Annotated in this window: 14 protein-coding genes and 1 tRNA gene; 5 read left to right on the top strand and 10 right to left on the bottom strand. The window is 44.2% G+C overall.

Annotation, left to right across the window (positions count from 1 at the left end; translation table 11 throughout):
- Nucleotides 1-14: 14 nt before the first annotated feature.
- The 7 genes from ABXT70_RS05120 to comD form a co-directional block, all read right to left on the bottom strand.
- Nucleotides 15-1631, bottom strand: coding sequence for a GMC family oxidoreductase (locus tag ABXT70_RS05120; protein ID WP_443642096.1), 1617 nt, complete (start codon nt 1629-1631; stop codon nt 15-17).
- Nucleotides 1632-1639: 8 nt separating this feature from the next.
- Nucleotides 1640-3031 (bottom strand): aldehyde dehydrogenase family protein, encoded by a 1392-nt coding sequence (locus tag ABXT70_RS05115; protein WP_443642095.1) that lies wholly within the window; start codon nt 3029-3031, stop codon nt 1640-1642.
- Nucleotides 3032-3769: an N-formylglutamate amidohydrolase gene (locus ABXT70_RS05110; protein WP_443642094.1), complete on the bottom strand. Its 738-nt coding sequence runs from the start codon at nt 3767-3769 to the stop codon at nt 3032-3034. It lies immediately after the preceding gene.
- A gap of 251 nt (nt 3770-4020) precedes the next feature.
- Nucleotides 4021-4800 (bottom strand): MOSC domain-containing protein, encoded by a 780-nt coding sequence (locus ABXT70_RS05105; protein WP_443642093.1) that lies wholly within the window; start codon nt 4798-4800, stop codon nt 4021-4023.
- Between the two features lie 249 nt (nt 4801-5049).
- Complete coding sequence (locus ABXT70_RS05100) at nt 5050-6195, bottom strand: alpha-hydroxy acid oxidase (RefSeq protein ID WP_443642092.1); 1146 nt, start codon at nt 6193-6195, stop codon at nt 5050-5052.
- A 57-nt stretch (nt 6196-6252) separates the two neighbouring features.
- Nucleotides 6253-6807: a sulfopyruvate decarboxylase subunit beta gene (comE, locus tag ABXT70_RS05095; protein WP_443642091.1), complete on the bottom strand. Its 555-nt coding sequence runs from the start codon at nt 6805-6807 to the stop codon at nt 6253-6255.
- 1 nt (nt 6808) lies between these two features.
- Entirely contained in the window at nt 6809-7306 is a 498-nt protein-coding gene (gene comD, locus ABXT70_RS05090) for a sulfopyruvate decarboxylase subunit alpha (protein ID WP_443642090.1), read from the bottom strand.
- A gap of 141 nt (nt 7307-7447) precedes the next feature.
- On the opposite strand from comD, the gene ABXT70_RS05085 reads away from it, so the two are divergent.
- The 4 genes from ABXT70_RS05085 to ABXT70_RS05070 all read left to right on the top strand — a co-directional run bounded on the left by ABXT70_RS05085 (nt 7448) and on the right by ABXT70_RS05070 (nt 10437).
- Complete coding sequence (locus tag ABXT70_RS05085) at nt 7448-8323, top strand: LysR family transcriptional regulator (RefSeq protein WP_443642089.1); 876 nt, start codon at nt 7448-7450, stop codon at nt 8321-8323.
- Between the two features lie 157 nt (nt 8324-8480).
- Nucleotides 8481-9119: a glutathione S-transferase family protein gene (locus tag ABXT70_RS05080; protein ID WP_443642088.1), complete on the top strand. Its 639-nt coding sequence runs from the start codon at nt 8481-8483 to the stop codon at nt 9117-9119.
- Nucleotides 9120-9355: 236 nt separating this feature from the next.
- Nucleotides 9356-9676 (top strand): DMT family transporter, encoded by a 321-nt coding sequence (locus ABXT70_RS05075; protein ID WP_443642087.1) that lies wholly within the window; start codon nt 9356-9358, stop codon nt 9674-9676.
- A gap of 89 nt (nt 9677-9765) precedes the next feature.
- Nucleotides 9766-10437 (top strand): SOS response-associated peptidase, encoded by a 672-nt coding sequence (locus ABXT70_RS05070; protein ID WP_443642086.1) that lies wholly within the window; start codon nt 9766-9768, stop codon nt 10435-10437.
- A gap of 117 nt (nt 10438-10554) precedes the next feature.
- Here ABXT70_RS05070 and ABXT70_RS05065 read toward each other — a convergent pair.
- A tRNA-Val gene (locus tag ABXT70_RS05065) sits at nt 10555-10631 on the bottom strand.
- A 72-nt stretch (nt 10632-10703) separates the two neighbouring features.
- A complete protein-coding gene (uvrB, locus tag ABXT70_RS05060) occupies nt 10704-12731 on the bottom strand; it encodes an excinuclease ABC subunit UvrB (RefSeq protein ID WP_443642085.1) in 2028 nt (675 codons plus the stop codon).
- Between the two features lie 83 nt (nt 12732-12814).
- Here uvrB and ABXT70_RS05055 point away from each other — a divergent pair, with 83 nt between their 5' ends.
- On the top strand, nt 12815-13999 hold the full coding sequence (locus ABXT70_RS05055) for a pyridoxal phosphate-dependent aminotransferase (RefSeq protein WP_443642084.1): 1185 nt from the start codon (nt 12815-12817) through the stop codon (nt 13997-13999).
- Here the strand turns inward: ABXT70_RS05055 and ABXT70_RS05050 are convergent.
- Nucleotides 13989-15695: an ABCB family ABC transporter ATP-binding protein/permease gene (locus tag ABXT70_RS05050; protein WP_443642083.1), complete on the bottom strand. Its 1707-nt coding sequence runs from the start codon at nt 15693-15695 to the stop codon at nt 13989-13991. The two genes, ABXT70_RS05055 and ABXT70_RS05050, sit on opposite strands and share 11 nt — an antisense overlap.
- Nucleotides 15696-15725 lie beyond the last annotated feature (30 nt).

The raw sequence follows: 15725 nt of genomic DNA, 5'->3' as shown, positions 1-15725 counted from the left end.
TTGTATAGCTCTCCTTAGCCGTGGCGTTCAGCCAACACCATGGCAGCACCACGTTCGGCAATCATCATGGTTGAAGCCGAAGTATTACCGCTGGTCAAACACGGCATAATGGACGCGTCCATAACCCGTAAATTATCCATACCTGTCACTTTTAATGTTGCTGGATGCACCACTGCCTGTGTGTCAGTGCCCATTTTACAGGTGCCAACTGGGTGGTATACCGTGGTGGCGGTCTGGCGCAGATACTCAAGAATCTGAGCATCCGTTTCGACCTCTTTACCAGGCGCCATTTCTTCACCTCGTAAATGATCAAATTCTGGCGCAGCAAGTATTTCACGAGCTTTTTTCACCCCCTCTACCAGCGTTTGTTGATCTTTTTCGTGGGCAAAAAAGTTGAAGTCAATCAGTACATTGCGTTTACTACCATCATTAGCTAATTTAACACTGCCTGCACTGAGTGGACGTAACACACAGGTAAACACTGAATAACCGTGTCCCCATTCAAATCTCTTACCCCTATGGCTACGATACAAAGGTGTAAAATGAAATTGCACGTCTGGGTCAGTATCGGCGGCCACAGCCAACTTTGTTTTTGCAAACCCCCCCGCCTCTACATAATTGGTCGTCCACCAGCCCTTGCGGCTCAGCCAATACTTAAACGGTGCAGTCAATACGTGAGGTATTAAGGTTTTAAAGGATACACCGATACTTTTAGACTGTGAGGACCTGACGGTAACCATGCTATCTATATGATCTTGTAGGTTCTCACCCACACCTGGCAGATGATGTTTGCACTCGATATCTAACTGTTGCAGCTCATCTCGATCGCCGATACCTGAGGCTAATAAGATCCGCGGTGACAAGATGGTGCCCCCACATAGTATGACTTCTTTATTACAATGCAACTGCTGTTGCACGCCAGCACATTCAATCGACAGACCCAATACTGTGTCACCTGCAATCTTTAGGTCCACCACTTCAGTGTGAGTCATAATAGTGAGGTTGCTGCGGGACTCAATAGGCTGCAAGAAGGCCGTATAACTGCTCACCCGCTGACCACGATCTTGTTTGACGTTATATATGCCTAACCCCAATTGTGATGGGCCATTAAAGTCTGTATTTTCTGGCAAACCAGCCACTTGACCAGCAGCTACAAAAACTTTGCCAACTGCGTTTGCATCCTGCTGTCTAGAAACCTTTAGCTCACCATCAAAACCGTGATATTCAGCACTTTGGCCAACTTGATTAGCCTCCATTTTCTTAAATACAGGCAGCACATCGTTATAGGACCAGCCATCACAGCCTAAGGCTACCCAACCGTCATAATCGTTACGGTTACCTCTAATATACACCATACTATTAATTGCACTGGAACCGCCTAGAGCTTTGCCCCGATTAACATCCACAAGCCGATTATGGAGATTCTTCTGCGGCACGCTGACAAAGCTATAGTCGTATTTTTTGTTACCATACAAGCCAAAAATACCCGCTGGAATACTCACCCAAGGACTTTTTCCATTGCCCCCAGCTTCGATCAAGCACACACTAATTTGCGGGTCAGCACTAAGTCTATTAGCAACCACACATCCAGCCGAACCCGCACCAACAATAATATAATCAAAGGTAGTCATAATTAGCTCTATAGCTTAGTTTTAATATGGTAAGACTTAGGCTGAGTTAAGGCTTCAAAACCTAAGCTCGATAAGGTGCAGCCTCGACCAGTGTTTTTGACACCCGCCCAAGCTAACGCAGGGTCAAGATAATCACATCGATTGATAAAGAAAGTGCCTGTTTCTATCTCATCACCCAGTGCAATACCAGTATCCATATCTTGGGTGAAAATGGCCGCGGTTAGACCTAAATCACTATCATTCATCAAGCCGATAGCTTCCTCATCATTAGCCACTTTCATTATGCCCACCACGGGCCCAAAACTCTCCTCGGTCATCACCCGCATAGTATGATCAACCTGAGTAAGTACTTGGGGTGCCAGGTAAGGGCTCCCAGGTCGATCCATAGTAAATTCATTGGCATTGATCTGTGCTACCGCTCCTTGCTCGAGCGCCTCAACAATTTGTTGGCGTACAAAATCAGCTGCAGAAGTTCGCACCATGGGCCCCAGGGTAGTATTTGGATCATCAGAACGCCCAAGATGAAAACGCTTTACTAAGGCAACAAAACCTTCTACATAAGCATCATACACTGACTCATGTACGTATATACGCTCTAACCCACAGCATGACTGTCCCGAATTAAAAAACGCGCCATCTACCGTGGATTCGATGGCATAATCCAAATCTGCATCGGCACGGATATAGGCGGGGTCTTTTCCCCCCAACTCCAGGCCTACGCCAATAAACTGGCCAGCAGCAGCCTGTTCAATCTTGCGCCCGGCAGAGACAGAACCCGTGAAGGCAACATGGTTGACCTGGCCTGAGGCCACCAGGGCTTCTGTGGATTCATGGTCCATGTGTAAGTATTGCAGCACTCCCTCAGGCAGGCCTGCTTCTGCAAAAGCTTGGCAGATTCGTTCAGCGCAAAGTGGGGTTTGGCTAGAATGTTTTAAGATGACACAGTTGCCTGCCAGTAATGCCGGCACAATGACGTTAATCGGTGTATGTAAAGGGAAGTTCCAGGGTGCGATAACCAAAACTACGCCCACAGGTTCGCGGCGAATATAGCGGATAAACCCCGCTTTTTCGTCTTGCTGCAAGGGTACGAGGGCTGTATCAGCAATTGAGATCATATACTCTGCCCGTTCAGCAAAGCTGTTCACCTCCCCTGCTGCATACTTAATCGGCCGCCCCATTTGCCAGCATAGTTCTTGGGCAATTTGGTCTTTGTTTGACACAAAGGCTCGCACTGCGGCGCTGCACAGAGCTTTACGTTCCACTAATGGAACCTGACGCCATTGCCTTTGTGCTCTATGAGCCAACTCTAAGGCCACACCAACCTGTTCAGGCTGAGCATAATCGCGCTCAAGATAAACACTACCGTCGATGGGTGAAATAGTCTGTTGCTTGTTTAACATTTATATTCTCTCTAGAGCCAACACTATGTGTTTAGTAAGGTAGGCTGCCATTTGTTTCTGCTGTGTAGATGATTCGATTAGGTCATTACGGATTTCTAGCATGACATTAGCTAAGCCACCAGGTAAAGCATGATGTTTTAATGTGTGGGTTACACCATCGGTGGGGGCATAAGGCTGGTTGCGCTGAATATTGAACTGAGCATCAGTTAACACTTGTTGCAAAAAAGCATCAGCAAAACGAGAATCTTGATCATGTAACACGCCAATTTCAACTTGCCGCTGTTGCCCCAAAAATACTGGAGTAAATGAGTGAACTGTGATTATAAGAGGCGTTCCCATTGATGACACTTGTTTTGCCACAGCAGCTTCAAAAGGCCGATAGTAATCTGTCACTCTCTGCTGCCTTGCCTCCATAGAGAGGCCGACGTTGCCCGGTATTGGCTGATTCTCTGATGTAAGGGGAATCGCGCTAGGCGATTCTGGTGGCCGATTGCAGTCATAGAGCAGGCGTGACACTTGGGATGCAACTAAGGTTGCATCAAGCTTTTTAGCCATAAGTTTTGCAGTACTAAGAGCGCCAAGATCCCACGCTATATGACTTTGTAATTGTTGCCTACTCAGTCCCAAACCATTGAAATTGGATGGGACAACATTGGACGCATGTTCACAAACAAGCACGATGCGCCGCTTTGCCTTGTCATTAAACACCTTGACCCACTGTTCAGTCGAAGTACTCATAGCAAAACGGTCAGGCAGCACTGGTACGCCAACTGAACGAACCCAATTGAATTACCATCGCTAAATGGATGTTCAGCTTTAAATGTATCAGCATTATATTGTTTCAAAATTTTAACCACCTTGGCCTTTGTTTCAGTTTCTGCCGCAATTCCAACCCAAAACTTTATCACCGCACCTTATACCGTACTCTATTCTTTATTTTGAATAGTGGTTAAGTGCATTCGGTCCATTAACCCAGAGTAAGGCCTCGCCTAACTCAATACCTCAACAGTATCACCAATAGCTATCGGCCCAATCCGAGAAACCGTAAGATTAATTCCAAAGCCAACACCACCATCTTTTAGACGCCTATATGTTGCTAAAGTCCGCAGGGGTTCTTTTTGGTCATGCTTAATGAGGGAGACGGGATCAATAGTGGTCAATACGCATCGCTCGCATGGGTATGACACCTCTAGCTCGCATGCACCAATACGAATTCGCTTCCAATCATCTTCTATATCTGCAATAAGGTTATTCACCACCAAATTAGCGCGAAATCGTTCCATACCCAGAGTCTCATCTAATCGTTCGTTCAAGGCCGCTAGTGAAGCACTCGTCGTCAGTAATAGAGGTTGTGCATCTGCAAAGGAAGCCGCATGGTTGGGATCTTCTGCCTGCAAACTAGCACTGTAGACCAAACGACATGCAAGCCCTAAATAGTCACTTAGGGCTGCATCTAACTCAGAATTTTGTAGCCACGCAGGCACTGGACTTTCAGCCCAATGTTTAACCAAAACTGGGTTAGTAGGCTGTGGGACTAAGGGCAAAAGAAAGTCCTGCTGTGGCAACATGACACGTAAAGTAGACCCTTCAATACGGCTGGAAATATGCAGTAGCTTAGGATGTTTGCGCGAGGTTAACATAGCGTTATTCTCATCTATCAACATCCAATTTCGATCAAAACCAATCCCTGTAGGAAACAAGTAACCAGTCTTCATTGATATAGGATGGGTGGACTTAATTGGGTAGGTGTTGATTTCTGATAGGTACATTACGCCTCTCCTTGGTTACCCAATAGTATGCAGCATGGAGGAATAAGTCTAGGTGTGAATTGACAGTATTAATGTAACAGAAATAGTTACATCAACTGTGCTGGTATTAGGATATTTCTGCGCGAGCGACATTGATTATTTAATTAAATGCATCCCAAAAGCCACATGGCCTTAGATCTAATCGTTAGGTTGCTAGTATTATGAACTAACCACACGTTTGTGAGTGCGATAAGATGTGTAAGTGGACAATCACTTTAGGAACTTCACTAGTTCATGAGGTGATGAGCACCCTAGTTGATTCATTACTTGCTCAAGTTCGCTATAAAGTATATCGATACACTGATTGGCCCCTTGCCTCCCAAACGCACCAACACCATACATATAGGGTCTACCAGAAAAAACCATGCTGGCACCTAAAGCCAAGTATCTAGCAATATCAACGCCCGATTCAACGCCACTATCTACAAAAACTTCAAGCTTATCCCCCACGCTATCAATTATTTCCTGCATCATCTCCACCGGAGAACAGGCTACATCCAGCTGACGCCCACCATGGTTGGACACAATAATGGCGTCAGCATTGATGGCGGCACAGTGTTTTGCATCTTCTACGTTAAGAACACCCTTGACGATCAAGTTTCCTGGCCATTGCTGCCGCAACTTCTCTAGCATAGAAAGATCCACAGGCTCCTTTAAAGTGCTACGAATATAATTAGCGACATCCTTAAGGTTAGATAGCTTATTCATATAGGGCTGCATGCTGGCAAACTGTGGCATGCCGTTGAAGGCAGTAGCTACTGCCCACGATGGTCTAGATAAGGTTTGATAAATGCTATTGAGAGTGATTTTAGGTGGCACCGATAAACCATTCTTAATATCGTTTGGTCTTCTTCCGGCAACAGGAACATCAATAGTGACGACTAAATTATTACAGCCGACCTGCCGTGCCCTTTGCATAAGGTCAAGTCTGATCTCCTGTTCTTTAGGTGGATAAAGTTGAAACCAAAGATTACTTCCTGCACACGCAGCAGCATCCTCTATAGATGTGCTTGCTAGGGTGCTTAATATATACGGAATATTGGCTGTTTTTGCTGCTGAGGCATGATATTCCGCAGCTTTGGGCCAAATCAATCCACTTAACCCCAGTGGAGCAATGCCAAATGGTGCATCATACTCCACCCCTAAAGCGGTTGCTTTTAGGCTAGCGACTTGAGTTCTAGAAAGGTACGAAGGTTGTAAAAAAACATGATCTAATGCTTCTCTGTTGTGCGATACAGCTCGATCATTATTACAGCCTCCAACCAAATAGTCATAGGCAAACTTAGGTATGCGCTTTTTCGTAAGCAACTTGAGATCTGCAATGCTAGCAGCCCTGCTGTCTAATTTGTTAACCATAGAACCTAACAACCACGGTAGTTATTATTGAGGCCTCTAATGCCTTGAGTGTGCCTTTCATGCTTGCACTGACTGCATGAACCGGTGCCTAATCACCACAGGATCCAGGGTGATTACTGGCACCGGTATATTGCCTGAGACGCATTTACAAATAATAATAGTCATTTGTTTGCTAGCAATGGCTTTTTCAACAACGCTTACCGCCTCATCAGCCTGGCATTCAATTACATTTTCACAACCACATGCACTGGCCACTGCCGCCAAAGAGGTTTTTTTACCGGCATAGGTGGGTTGATCACCTGTTGAGCCATAACTTCCATTATCTATAACTAACAGAATAAAGTTATCTCGGACGTTGTTGGCAATGGTTGGCAAGGTGCCTAAGTTAGTCAATACTGATCCATCACCATCGATGGCAATCACAGTTTTGTCCTGCGCTAAAGCTAAACCAAGTCCAATAGATGAAGACAGTCCCATAGTACCTAACATATAAAAATTGCTAGGCTGGTCTCCAAATAAATGCATTTCCTGACTTGGCAGGCCAATATTACAAACGACTAGTTGGCCGGAAAGGACTGGCACCAAATTTTTAATAATCTCGGAACGTATCATATCACTCTCCTTTCCAAAATGAAGCGTCAGTCAAAATCGCAACAGGTTTGTTGCACATAAAGGTATATTTCAATATCTCATCCAACTCATGAACGTCATCAGGATTATGGAAATGATAGGTTGGAATGCCCAGTTGAGCCAACAGAGCCTTGGTGTGGACTGCCATTTCAACCTGACAAGCCACGGGTTCCCTTAATTCTCCACGAAAGCTAATTAACATAGGCAAAGGCAAGCGATAAAACTGAGTTAGAGTCACCAGAGTATTGATGGTTACACCAATCGCTGTATTTTGCATGATAATAGCGGATCTCTTGCCACCCATAAATGCACCTGCGCATATGCCCATACCTTCATCTTCTTTGTTGGCTGGAATATGCATCATGCTGGCACGCGCTTCCAACTCGGCAATTACACCGCTCAATTGTTTACAGGGCACCGTAGTAACCAATTCAATATTGTTCTTTTCAAATGCATCTATAACGATTTTGTCCAACAGCATGCTCACCTCCAAAGTTATTCTCAGAAAAGAATGATCTAGTATAATAAATTGTAAAACAATGCATATTTATTTTACTATTAGTAAAATTTTTGTTTACCATGTATTCTAAAAATAACTTATTCTCAAAAGGTTGGTTTAACTATGTCCATCAAACAATTAAGGTCGTTTTTAGCTTTTCAGGAAAATGGCAGCTTTTCTGCTGCTGCTGATGAGTTATGCATTACCAAAGCAGCTGTAGGCCAACAAATGAAGCTATTAGAGGAGTCACTACAAACACCATTGTTTGATCGCAATGGTTATAGACCCAGCCTTAACGCTGTAGGTATATCATTTGCAAAAGAAGCCCAAAAAGTACTAGATAACTATGACAAATTATTCAATAGTCTTGATGAGGATGACGACTATTCTGGCACCATTAGCGTGGGTTCAGTGCCATCTGCAATATTAGCACTGGTACCTTTATCAGTTAAAAGCATGATGATAGAAGTCACTAACACAAAGATTCGTATTGTCCCTGGCATGTCTACAGACTTATATGACCATGTACTCAATGGTTCCATAGACGTTGGTATATTAAGCCAACCACAAAGAATTGAGCCTAGCCTCCAGTGGGTGGTTCTTGTAGAAGAGCCGCTTGTGCTGCTGACATCCAGTAGCTTTAAAGGAACCGACCCGATAAAGATTTTACAAAGACAACCCTATATCAGATTGGCACAACGAACTTCTGTTGGCTTATTGGCAGATCAGTGGCTAACAAAAAACAAAATAACAGTTAAGGAAACCATGATCATGGATTCTATGGAAACACTAGGCTGTATGGTGGCGCATGGTCTCGGTGTGTCTGTAGCCCCTGACCTTTGTAAACCTGACCCTATCTTTTCGAATCTAAGAAAAATTTCTCTTCCCAACAGCACCGATGCACGCGTTCTAGGTATGTTAACGAGAAAAGATAACCCTAAACATAAGATCATCATGAAGCTTAAGCAACATATTAATAACACCATTAAAGCAACGTAATTTTAGTCAATGCTGCCTATATTACGGAACGTTATTGGTTGCCATATCTGCAGCCAAAAATAGCCTAGAGTAATTAAATTGAACATAGACCTTTCACAGAATCTTAGGCATATTGAAAGATATAATATAAAAATTGTTGGCGAAAAGGTAAAATACAATGAATTATAAATTATTTTATGCGAGTGGAAGTGCGGCTGAAGGAGTTCGTGTAATTATAGAAGAACTTGGAGTGCCGTATGAATTAATTAAATCTACTATAGATAGGAGCAAGCAACGCCCACCTGAACAATTAAAGATAAATCCAAATGGATGGGTGCCTGTTCTTATGTATGAAGATACTGGCATATACGAATGTGCCGCTATTACCATATTTCTGTGTGATCGACATTCAGATGCGCATCTTGCGCCCAAGTTCAATGACCCAACACGCGGATTGTATTTACAAACTTTAGTGTATCTTTCTACTTCTGTACAAACTGCTTTTCAAACTTATTATTACCCAGATCGTTTTGTTGATACATCTGCAAACGAAGTAAGCGCGAAAAAGCGGGGAATCAATCGGTTGCGGGAAACCTGGAAAGTAATTGATGATCAAATTGGTGACAATGACTGGGTGCTGGGCAGATGCTTTAGCGCAGTGGATATATATCTTTTCATGTTAACCACTTGGCTAAATCCAACCCTAGGACATCCGAGTACCGAAGAGTTTCCTAATATTAAGCGAATTGCAGAAGCCATGATGTCTCGCCCAAGCATACAGCTTGTTTATGCAGAATGGATTTCTGAGAATGTTTAAAAAACTATAACTATGGGCAAATAATATGGACAGAAATAACTAGAAATCGTCTATTGCTCCCACTAAGTTAAACCCTTAATCTAAGTAAACAGATTTACATTTGGAAACTGAGGGTGGGTTACATAAACTATAACCCTACTAATAATAAAACTTAAAGATATAGCAATGCTATCTTTTTGGGTCACTGCTGTATAAGTCAAAAAATATCTCTTTGCAGAAAAAATTGGAGGGGAAATATGGCCTGGATAATACTCGTATTGGCCAGTTTGTTCGAAATTGGATTTGCTGTTGGACTGAAATATACAGATGGATTTACTAAGCTTTGGCCATCTATTTTTACATTAACGTCTATGACTATAAGTGTTGTGTTAATTTCGATTGCGCTTCGCGATATCCCACTAGGTACAGGTTATGCTGTCTGGGTGGGACTTGGCACAATCGGTGCCGTAGTTTTTGGTATTGTCTTTTATGCTGAACAAACAAACTTAGCGCGTATTCTCTGTTTAGTGATGGTTATAGGAGGGATAATCGGCTTACAACTGTCTAACTCAGACTAACGCTGTGCGTTTAACAAACCACAATGCGCTAGAATTTGATTCAAACTTAATGTGCCGCCAGCGAAGCTGAGGCTTTTTGGTCTAGGTTAATGGAGTGCTTTAACATGTGTGGTCGCCTCAATGTATCTGATAATCCTTATGTTCAGGCACTAATGAAGGACCTTGGTATGCCCATCTTTCCTGAATTTCAGCCACGATGGAACATAGCACCTGGAACATTAATCAATGTGATCACTCAAAAACAAACCACGACGGTGCGCTGGGGTATCAACTTCAATGGCTTTTCCCACCCTAACTCTCGTACTAGTACAATTATAAAACGACCAGACCTTCGAGACTGGCTCGCCCGTTATAAATGCCTGGTGCCGGTAAATGGGTTTTATGAATGGCCTGATGCTAATCTATACCCTCAATGGCGCGGGCGTGACACTCGATTTCACATATCAACACCCCAAGGCGCAATGTTCTTGGCAGCATTTGCTAAACCCTCCGATACAGGCTGGCAGGCAAATATCATCACCACTGACCCTACTGCAGAAATTGCAGAGTTTCATCATCGATCACCCGTAATATTGAACCCTAGCCAGGCTATTGAATGGTTAAAGCACTCCGACTCTCAGCCACTGCTAGACATGTGCCTGCCATACACAGGAGAATTGAAATTGTATGAATGCTCATCATTTGTCGATGACGCGAGGCATGAAGGTGCCCAATGTGTAGCCCCAGCAGGTGAGTATGCAGATCAGATCAGCTTGCTATAAAAGGCAAAAAGTGTAGCTATCGAAAAGACATATGCTACCCATGCGCTACCACAGGCTATTACAAACAAAAACAGCCACAATACGTTAACCGTAAGTAGCTGTTTTTATAAAATTATATGGTAGGACTAGGCGAATTCGAATCGCCGACCTCATCCATGTCAAGGATGCGCTCTAACCAACTGAGCTATAGTCCTAGAAAGTCTAGAGCGCGAATAATACGGAGTTTAGGCCTTGATTTCAAGCGGTTTTCCCGTATTACTCGCCATTTAACGACTCATGAACTGACCTTTGAGTTGATGTAACTGATCACGATAACGTCCTGCTTGTTCAAACTTCAAGTTCTTCGAGGCTTCGTACATAGCATCCTCTGTTTTATTGATGAGTTTAGACAGCTGCTTACTGTTGAGTTGGCTACTGTCAGTAGTATAATCCAGCTTGTCTTCAGCCACTTTTTTACCCGACCTGCCATCTCTATTTTTTCCAGAACCCGGTGTATAAGCACCTTCCATTATATCTTGCACCGACTTAATTACACCTTTAGGTACAATATTATTAATCCTATTGTGCTCAATTTGCTTTGCTCGACGACGATCCGTTTCATCCATAGCTCTTTGCATAGAGCCGGTAATCTTCTCAGCATACAGAATAGCCCTACCGTTCAAGTTTCGTGCAGCTCGACCTATGGTTTGAATGAGAGAACGTTCTGACCGCAAGAAGCCTTCTTTGTCTGCATCTAAGATAGCCACAAGAGAAACTTCGGGCATGTCTAAACCTTCTCTCAGTAGGTTGATCCCTACCAAAACGTCAAATTCACCAAGGCGTAAATCACGAATAATTTCCACCCGTTCTACGGTATCAATATCCGAGTGTAAATAGCGCACTCTAACACCGTGCTCGTGGAGATAGTCTGTTAAATCTTCAGCCATACGCTTAGTTAATACGATGGCCAACACTCGTTCGTCTTTAGCCGCACGAATACTAATTTCTGACATCAGGTCATCTACTTGGCTCGTCGCTGGACGTATTTCAATCTCTGGATCAACCAAGCCCGTTGGTCTAACTACTTGCTCTACTACTCTGTCCGTATGATCTTGTTCATAAACACTCGGTGTTGCTGATACAAATATCTTTTGCGGTGCTATGTCTTCCCATTCTTCAAATTTCATAGGTCGGTTATCTAGCGCTGTAGGCAATCTAAAGCCATATTGCACCAGTGTTTCTTTACGGGATCGGTCGCCTTTGTACATGGCACCTAATTGTGGCACGCTGACATGGGATTCATCCATTATTAACAGAGCATCTGCCGGTAAATAATCGAATAACGTTGGTGGGGGTTCGCCAGGTTTACGTCCAGACAGGTAATGGGAGTAATTTTCTATGCCTGAGCAAAAGCCTAGTTCACGAATCATTTCTATATCGTAACGGGTACGCTGTTCTAAACGCTGTTCTTCCACTAACTTGTTGTGGTTGCGAAAGTACTCCAAACGATCTTTGAGTTCAATTTCAATTTCGTCTATGGCTGCCAACAAGGTTTCCCTTGGCGTTACGTAGTGGGTTTTAGGGTACACCGTTAGCCGCGGCACTTTACGTAATACTTGACCGGTGAGCGGGTCAAAGTAGCTTAGCCGCTCAATCTCATCATCGAATAATTCTATACGTACAGCTTCTTCGTCGGATTCTGCTGGAAATATATCAATAACATCACCACGTACACGATAAGTGGCGCGATGAAAATCTAGGTCGTTTCGTTTGTACTGCAATTCCGCAAGGCGCCTGACAAGGTCGCGCTGCTCCCACTTATCACCGCGATTGAGGTGCAATACCATCTTATGGTAAGACTCTGGATCACCCAAACCATAAATGGCAGAAACAGTGGCCACAATAATAGTATCGGGGCGCTCTAACAGCGCTTTAGTAGCCGACAGACGCATTTGCTCTATATGTTCGTTGATGGATGAATCTTTATCAATAAAGGTATCCGAGGCTGGCACGTAGGCTTCTGGCTGATAATAATCATAATAAGATACGAAGTATTCTACGGAGTTATTAGGGAAGAACTCCTTAAATTCGCCGTATAGTTGGGCCGCCAAGGTTTTGTTATGGGCCATAACAATGGTTGGCCGCTGTACCTTATTGATCACTTGGGCGATGGTGTAGGTTTTACCCGAACCCGTTACGCCGAGTAATGTTTGAGCAGCTAAACCAGCATCTATACCCTCTAGCAACTCTTTGATGGCTGTGGGCTGATCACCAGCAGGCTCAAACTTCGATTTTAATTCAAATTGAGGATTCATTATTTACTTCATTTGGATTCATTATGTAGGGTCCAGCGTGATACCCTATCCAGCAAACACAACAGTATAACGGAGTTATGCCAGTGACGTGGCCTCTTTCGCAACGAATACAATCTTTTAAGCCTTCTGCTACCGTAAGCATTAGTAACCTTGCATCAGAAATGAAAGTCGACGGTGAAGATGTCATCAATCTAGCCGTAGGTGAACCAGATTTTGACACCCCTAGCCACGTCATCGGAGCTGCAATTACGGCTATGCAAGCGGGCCAAACTCGCTATACCCATGTGGCTGGCACCTTAACACTGCGCCAAGCAGTGTGTGATAAGTACCAAAGGGACAACCAGCTTAGCTACCAGGCCAACCAAGTACTGGTGAGCAACGGTGCTAAACAGAATATCTACAACCTTACAGTTGCCTTACTAGATACTGGGGACCAAGTGATTATCCCTGCACCTTACTGGGTGTCCTATTACGCCATGGTGACCATGGCTGGAGCCGAATGTGTCATTATTCCTTGCCCAGCGTCTCAAGCTTTTAAACTCACAGCTGCACAATTATCAGCTGCCATCACGCCTACTACCAAACTGTTAATGCTCAATAGTCCAAGCAACCCTAGCGGCCAAGCCTATAACGGCGCCGAATTGATGGCCATTGGCGAAGTGCTGCGCTTACACCCACAAGTTATCATTTTAAGTGACGACATATACGAACACATCTATTGGGGCCAAGAACCTTTGGTTAACCTGCTGAATGTATGCCCAGACTTAGCTAACCGCTGCGTGTTAGTGAATGGTGTATCTAAAGCCTATGCCATGACTGGCTGGCGGATCGGTTATGCCGTTGGTCCAGAACTCATTATCGCTGCCATGACCAATGTGCAGGTAGAGTCAAGCTCATGCGCAAGCAGTATTAGCCAAGCCGCTGCAGAAGCCGCCTTAAATGGCCCACAGCACTTGTTAAAGCCAATGGTCAGCGCTTATCAACAAAGGCACGATTATGTTGTTGAGCAGCTTAATATGATGTCAGGACTTGAGGCATTGCCTAGCCAAGGGACCTTTTATAGTTTTGTAAATTGCAGTGCAGCGATAGCCCAGTTGAGCTATGAAGATGATGTGAAACTTTTAGAAGGCATACTCACTAGCACCGGCGTGGCATTAGTGCCAGGCAGTGCTTTTGGCTTGCCCAACCACTTTCGTCTTTCCTATGCCACAGACATGGCAATCTTGCAGCAAGCCTGTGAGCGGTTAAGGCACTTCTTTAACCGTTAGTTGTCTGCTGCATATGCCACAACCTAGCATAGTGGCCACCTTGGGTGAGTAACTCTTGATGGCTGCCCTGCTCCACTAGTTCACCATTATCTACCACCAAAATTCGATCTGCATCGACAATAGTGGACAACCTATGGGCAATGACTATAGTCGTTTTGTTAGCAGATATGTCCGCCAAGGCTTTAAGAATACTGCGTTCAGATTCTGAATCCAGGGCCGAAGTCGCCTCATCGAATAGCAATATAGATGGGTTCTTTAGTAACACTCTAGCGATAGCAATACGTTGTTTTTCACCGCCAGATACCTTTAAACCACGTTCACCAACGATGGTTTCTACACCATCTGGAATCGACTCCACAAAAGTCCGTAGCGAAGCCATATCGATGGCTTTCCAAATGGCTTCATCGCTGGCTTCTGTGCATCCATAAGCAACGTTGTTCCAGATAGTATCATTAAATAAAACGGTATCTTGGGGCACCACGCCTATGGCTTGTCTTAGGCTGAGCTGTTGGACATCTCGCAAATCTTGACCATCGATACGAATGGCTCCAGCATTAATGTCATAAAAACGGAACAGCAAGCGTCCAATGGTAGACTTACCAGAACCACTGGGGCCTACAATCGCCACTTTCTCACCAGGAGCTACGCTAAAACTGAGTTGTTTTAGAATTTGCCGTTGGTTTTGGTAACTAAATTCAACCTGCTCAAACTCTATCGCTGCGTGCTCAACTTTTATGATCGGCGCTTCAGCTTTATCTTGCACTGTTGACTGGCGTTTTAATAAACCAAACATATTCTCTATATCAGAAAGTGCGCGACGTATCTCACGATAAATAAACCCCAAGGCATTCAATGGCACAAACAACTGCAACAAATACAGGTTTACCATTACCAAATCACCAATAGTCATAGTTTTTTCAGCCACGCCTTTAGCCGCCAGGTACATTAAGCACGTCACACCTAAGCCAATAATTAACGCTTGCCCGGAGTTAAGCAGCGCTAGGGATAAACGATTATCTACCCGAGCCTGTTCCCAAGCCTGTAAATTGCCATTGTATTGTTTAGCTTCAAAGGCCTCATTATTGAAATACTTCACCGTTTCGTAGTTTAACAAGCTATCTACAGCACGGGTGCTGGACTTACTGTCTAGGCGGTTAGCTTCCTTCACAAAGCGTGTACGCCATTCTGTGGTCTTAATACTAAATACAACATAAACCACTACGCAGACTAAAGTCACGGCAGAAAACCAAACATCAAAGGCAAACAACAAGATGAGCATAACGCCAATTAGTTCAAGAATGGTGGGTAAAATGTTAAACACCATAAAGCGCATCATAAAGTTGATGCCATTAGTGCCACGGTCGATGTCACGGGAGATGCCGCCAGTTTGGCGGCTAAGGTGAAAATCAAGTTCAAGTTGGTGCAAGTGAGCGAAGACTTCTAAGCCCACTTTACGCATAGCGCTTTCGGTAACTCGGCTAAACACTGCATCACGAAGCTCACCCAAAAATACAGAACCAAAGCGCAGGCCTCCGTAAAGAAGTACAAAACTTAAGGGGATCACCAATAGCTGTTCTGGACTGCCACCATCTAAGGCATCCACAATATGTTTGAATGTCCAGGGAATGACGAAGGCGACGCCTTTCGCGCCTACTAACAAGGCCATTGCAATGATCACCCGTGCCTTATGGATCATAAGATAGGGCCACAAGGTTTTTAGAAGAAC

The sequence above is a fragment of the Candidatus Njordibacter sp. Uisw_039 genome (genome assembly GCF_047730075.1).
In the GTDB taxonomy this organism is placed as follows: domain Bacteria; phylum Pseudomonadota; class Gammaproteobacteria; order Pseudomonadales; family Balneatricaceae; genus Njordibacter.
This window is presented reverse-complemented; position numbering and strand designations above follow the sequence as displayed.

Excerpts from the sequence above, each read along its gene's own strand:
- ABXT70_RS05120 (WP_443642096.1), bottom strand. The coding sequence starts at position 1,631 with ATGACTACCTTTGATTATATTATTGTTGGTGCGGGTTCGGCTGGATGT.
- ABXT70_RS05115 (WP_443642095.1), bottom strand. The coding sequence starts at position 3,031 with ATGTTAAACAAGCAACAGACTATTTCACCCATCGACGGTAGTGTTTAT.
- ABXT70_RS05110 (WP_443642094.1), bottom strand. The coding sequence starts at position 3,769 with ATGAGTACTTCGACTGAACAGTGGGTCAAGGTGTTTAATGACAAGGCA.
- ABXT70_RS05105 (WP_443642093.1), bottom strand. The coding sequence starts at position 4,800 with ATGTACCTATCAGAAATCAACACCTACCCAATTAAGTCCACCCATCCT.
- ABXT70_RS05100 (WP_443642092.1), bottom strand. The coding sequence starts at position 6,195 with ATGGTTAACAAATTAGACAGCAGGGCTGCTAGCATTGCAGATCTCAAG.
- comE (WP_443642091.1), bottom strand. The coding sequence starts at position 6,807 with ATGATACGTTCCGAGATTATTAAAAATTTGGTGCCAGTCCTTTCCGGC.
- comD (WP_443642090.1), bottom strand. The coding sequence starts at position 7,306 with ATGCTGTTGGACAAAATCGTTATAGATGCATTTGAAAAGAACAATATT.
- ABXT70_RS05085 (WP_443642089.1), top strand. The coding sequence starts at position 7,448 with ATGTCCATCAAACAATTAAGGTCGTTTTTAGCTTTTCAGGAAAATGGC.
- ABXT70_RS05080 (WP_443642088.1), top strand. The coding sequence starts at position 8,481 with ATGAATTATAAATTATTTTATGCGAGTGGAAGTGCGGCTGAAGGAGTT.
- ABXT70_RS05075 (WP_443642087.1), top strand. The coding sequence starts at position 9,356 with ATGGCCTGGATAATACTCGTATTGGCCAGTTTGTTCGAAATTGGATTT.
- ABXT70_RS05070 (WP_443642086.1), top strand. The coding sequence starts at position 9,766 with ATGGAGTGCTTTAACATGTGTGGTCGCCTCAATGTATCTGATAATCCT.
- uvrB (WP_443642085.1), bottom strand. The coding sequence starts at position 12,731 with ATGAATCCTCAATTTGAATTAAAATCGAAGTTTGAGCCTGCTGGTGAT.
- ABXT70_RS05050 (WP_443642083.1), bottom strand. The coding sequence starts at position 15,695 with ATGATCCATAAGGCACGGGTGATCATTGCAATGGCCTTGTTAGTAGGC.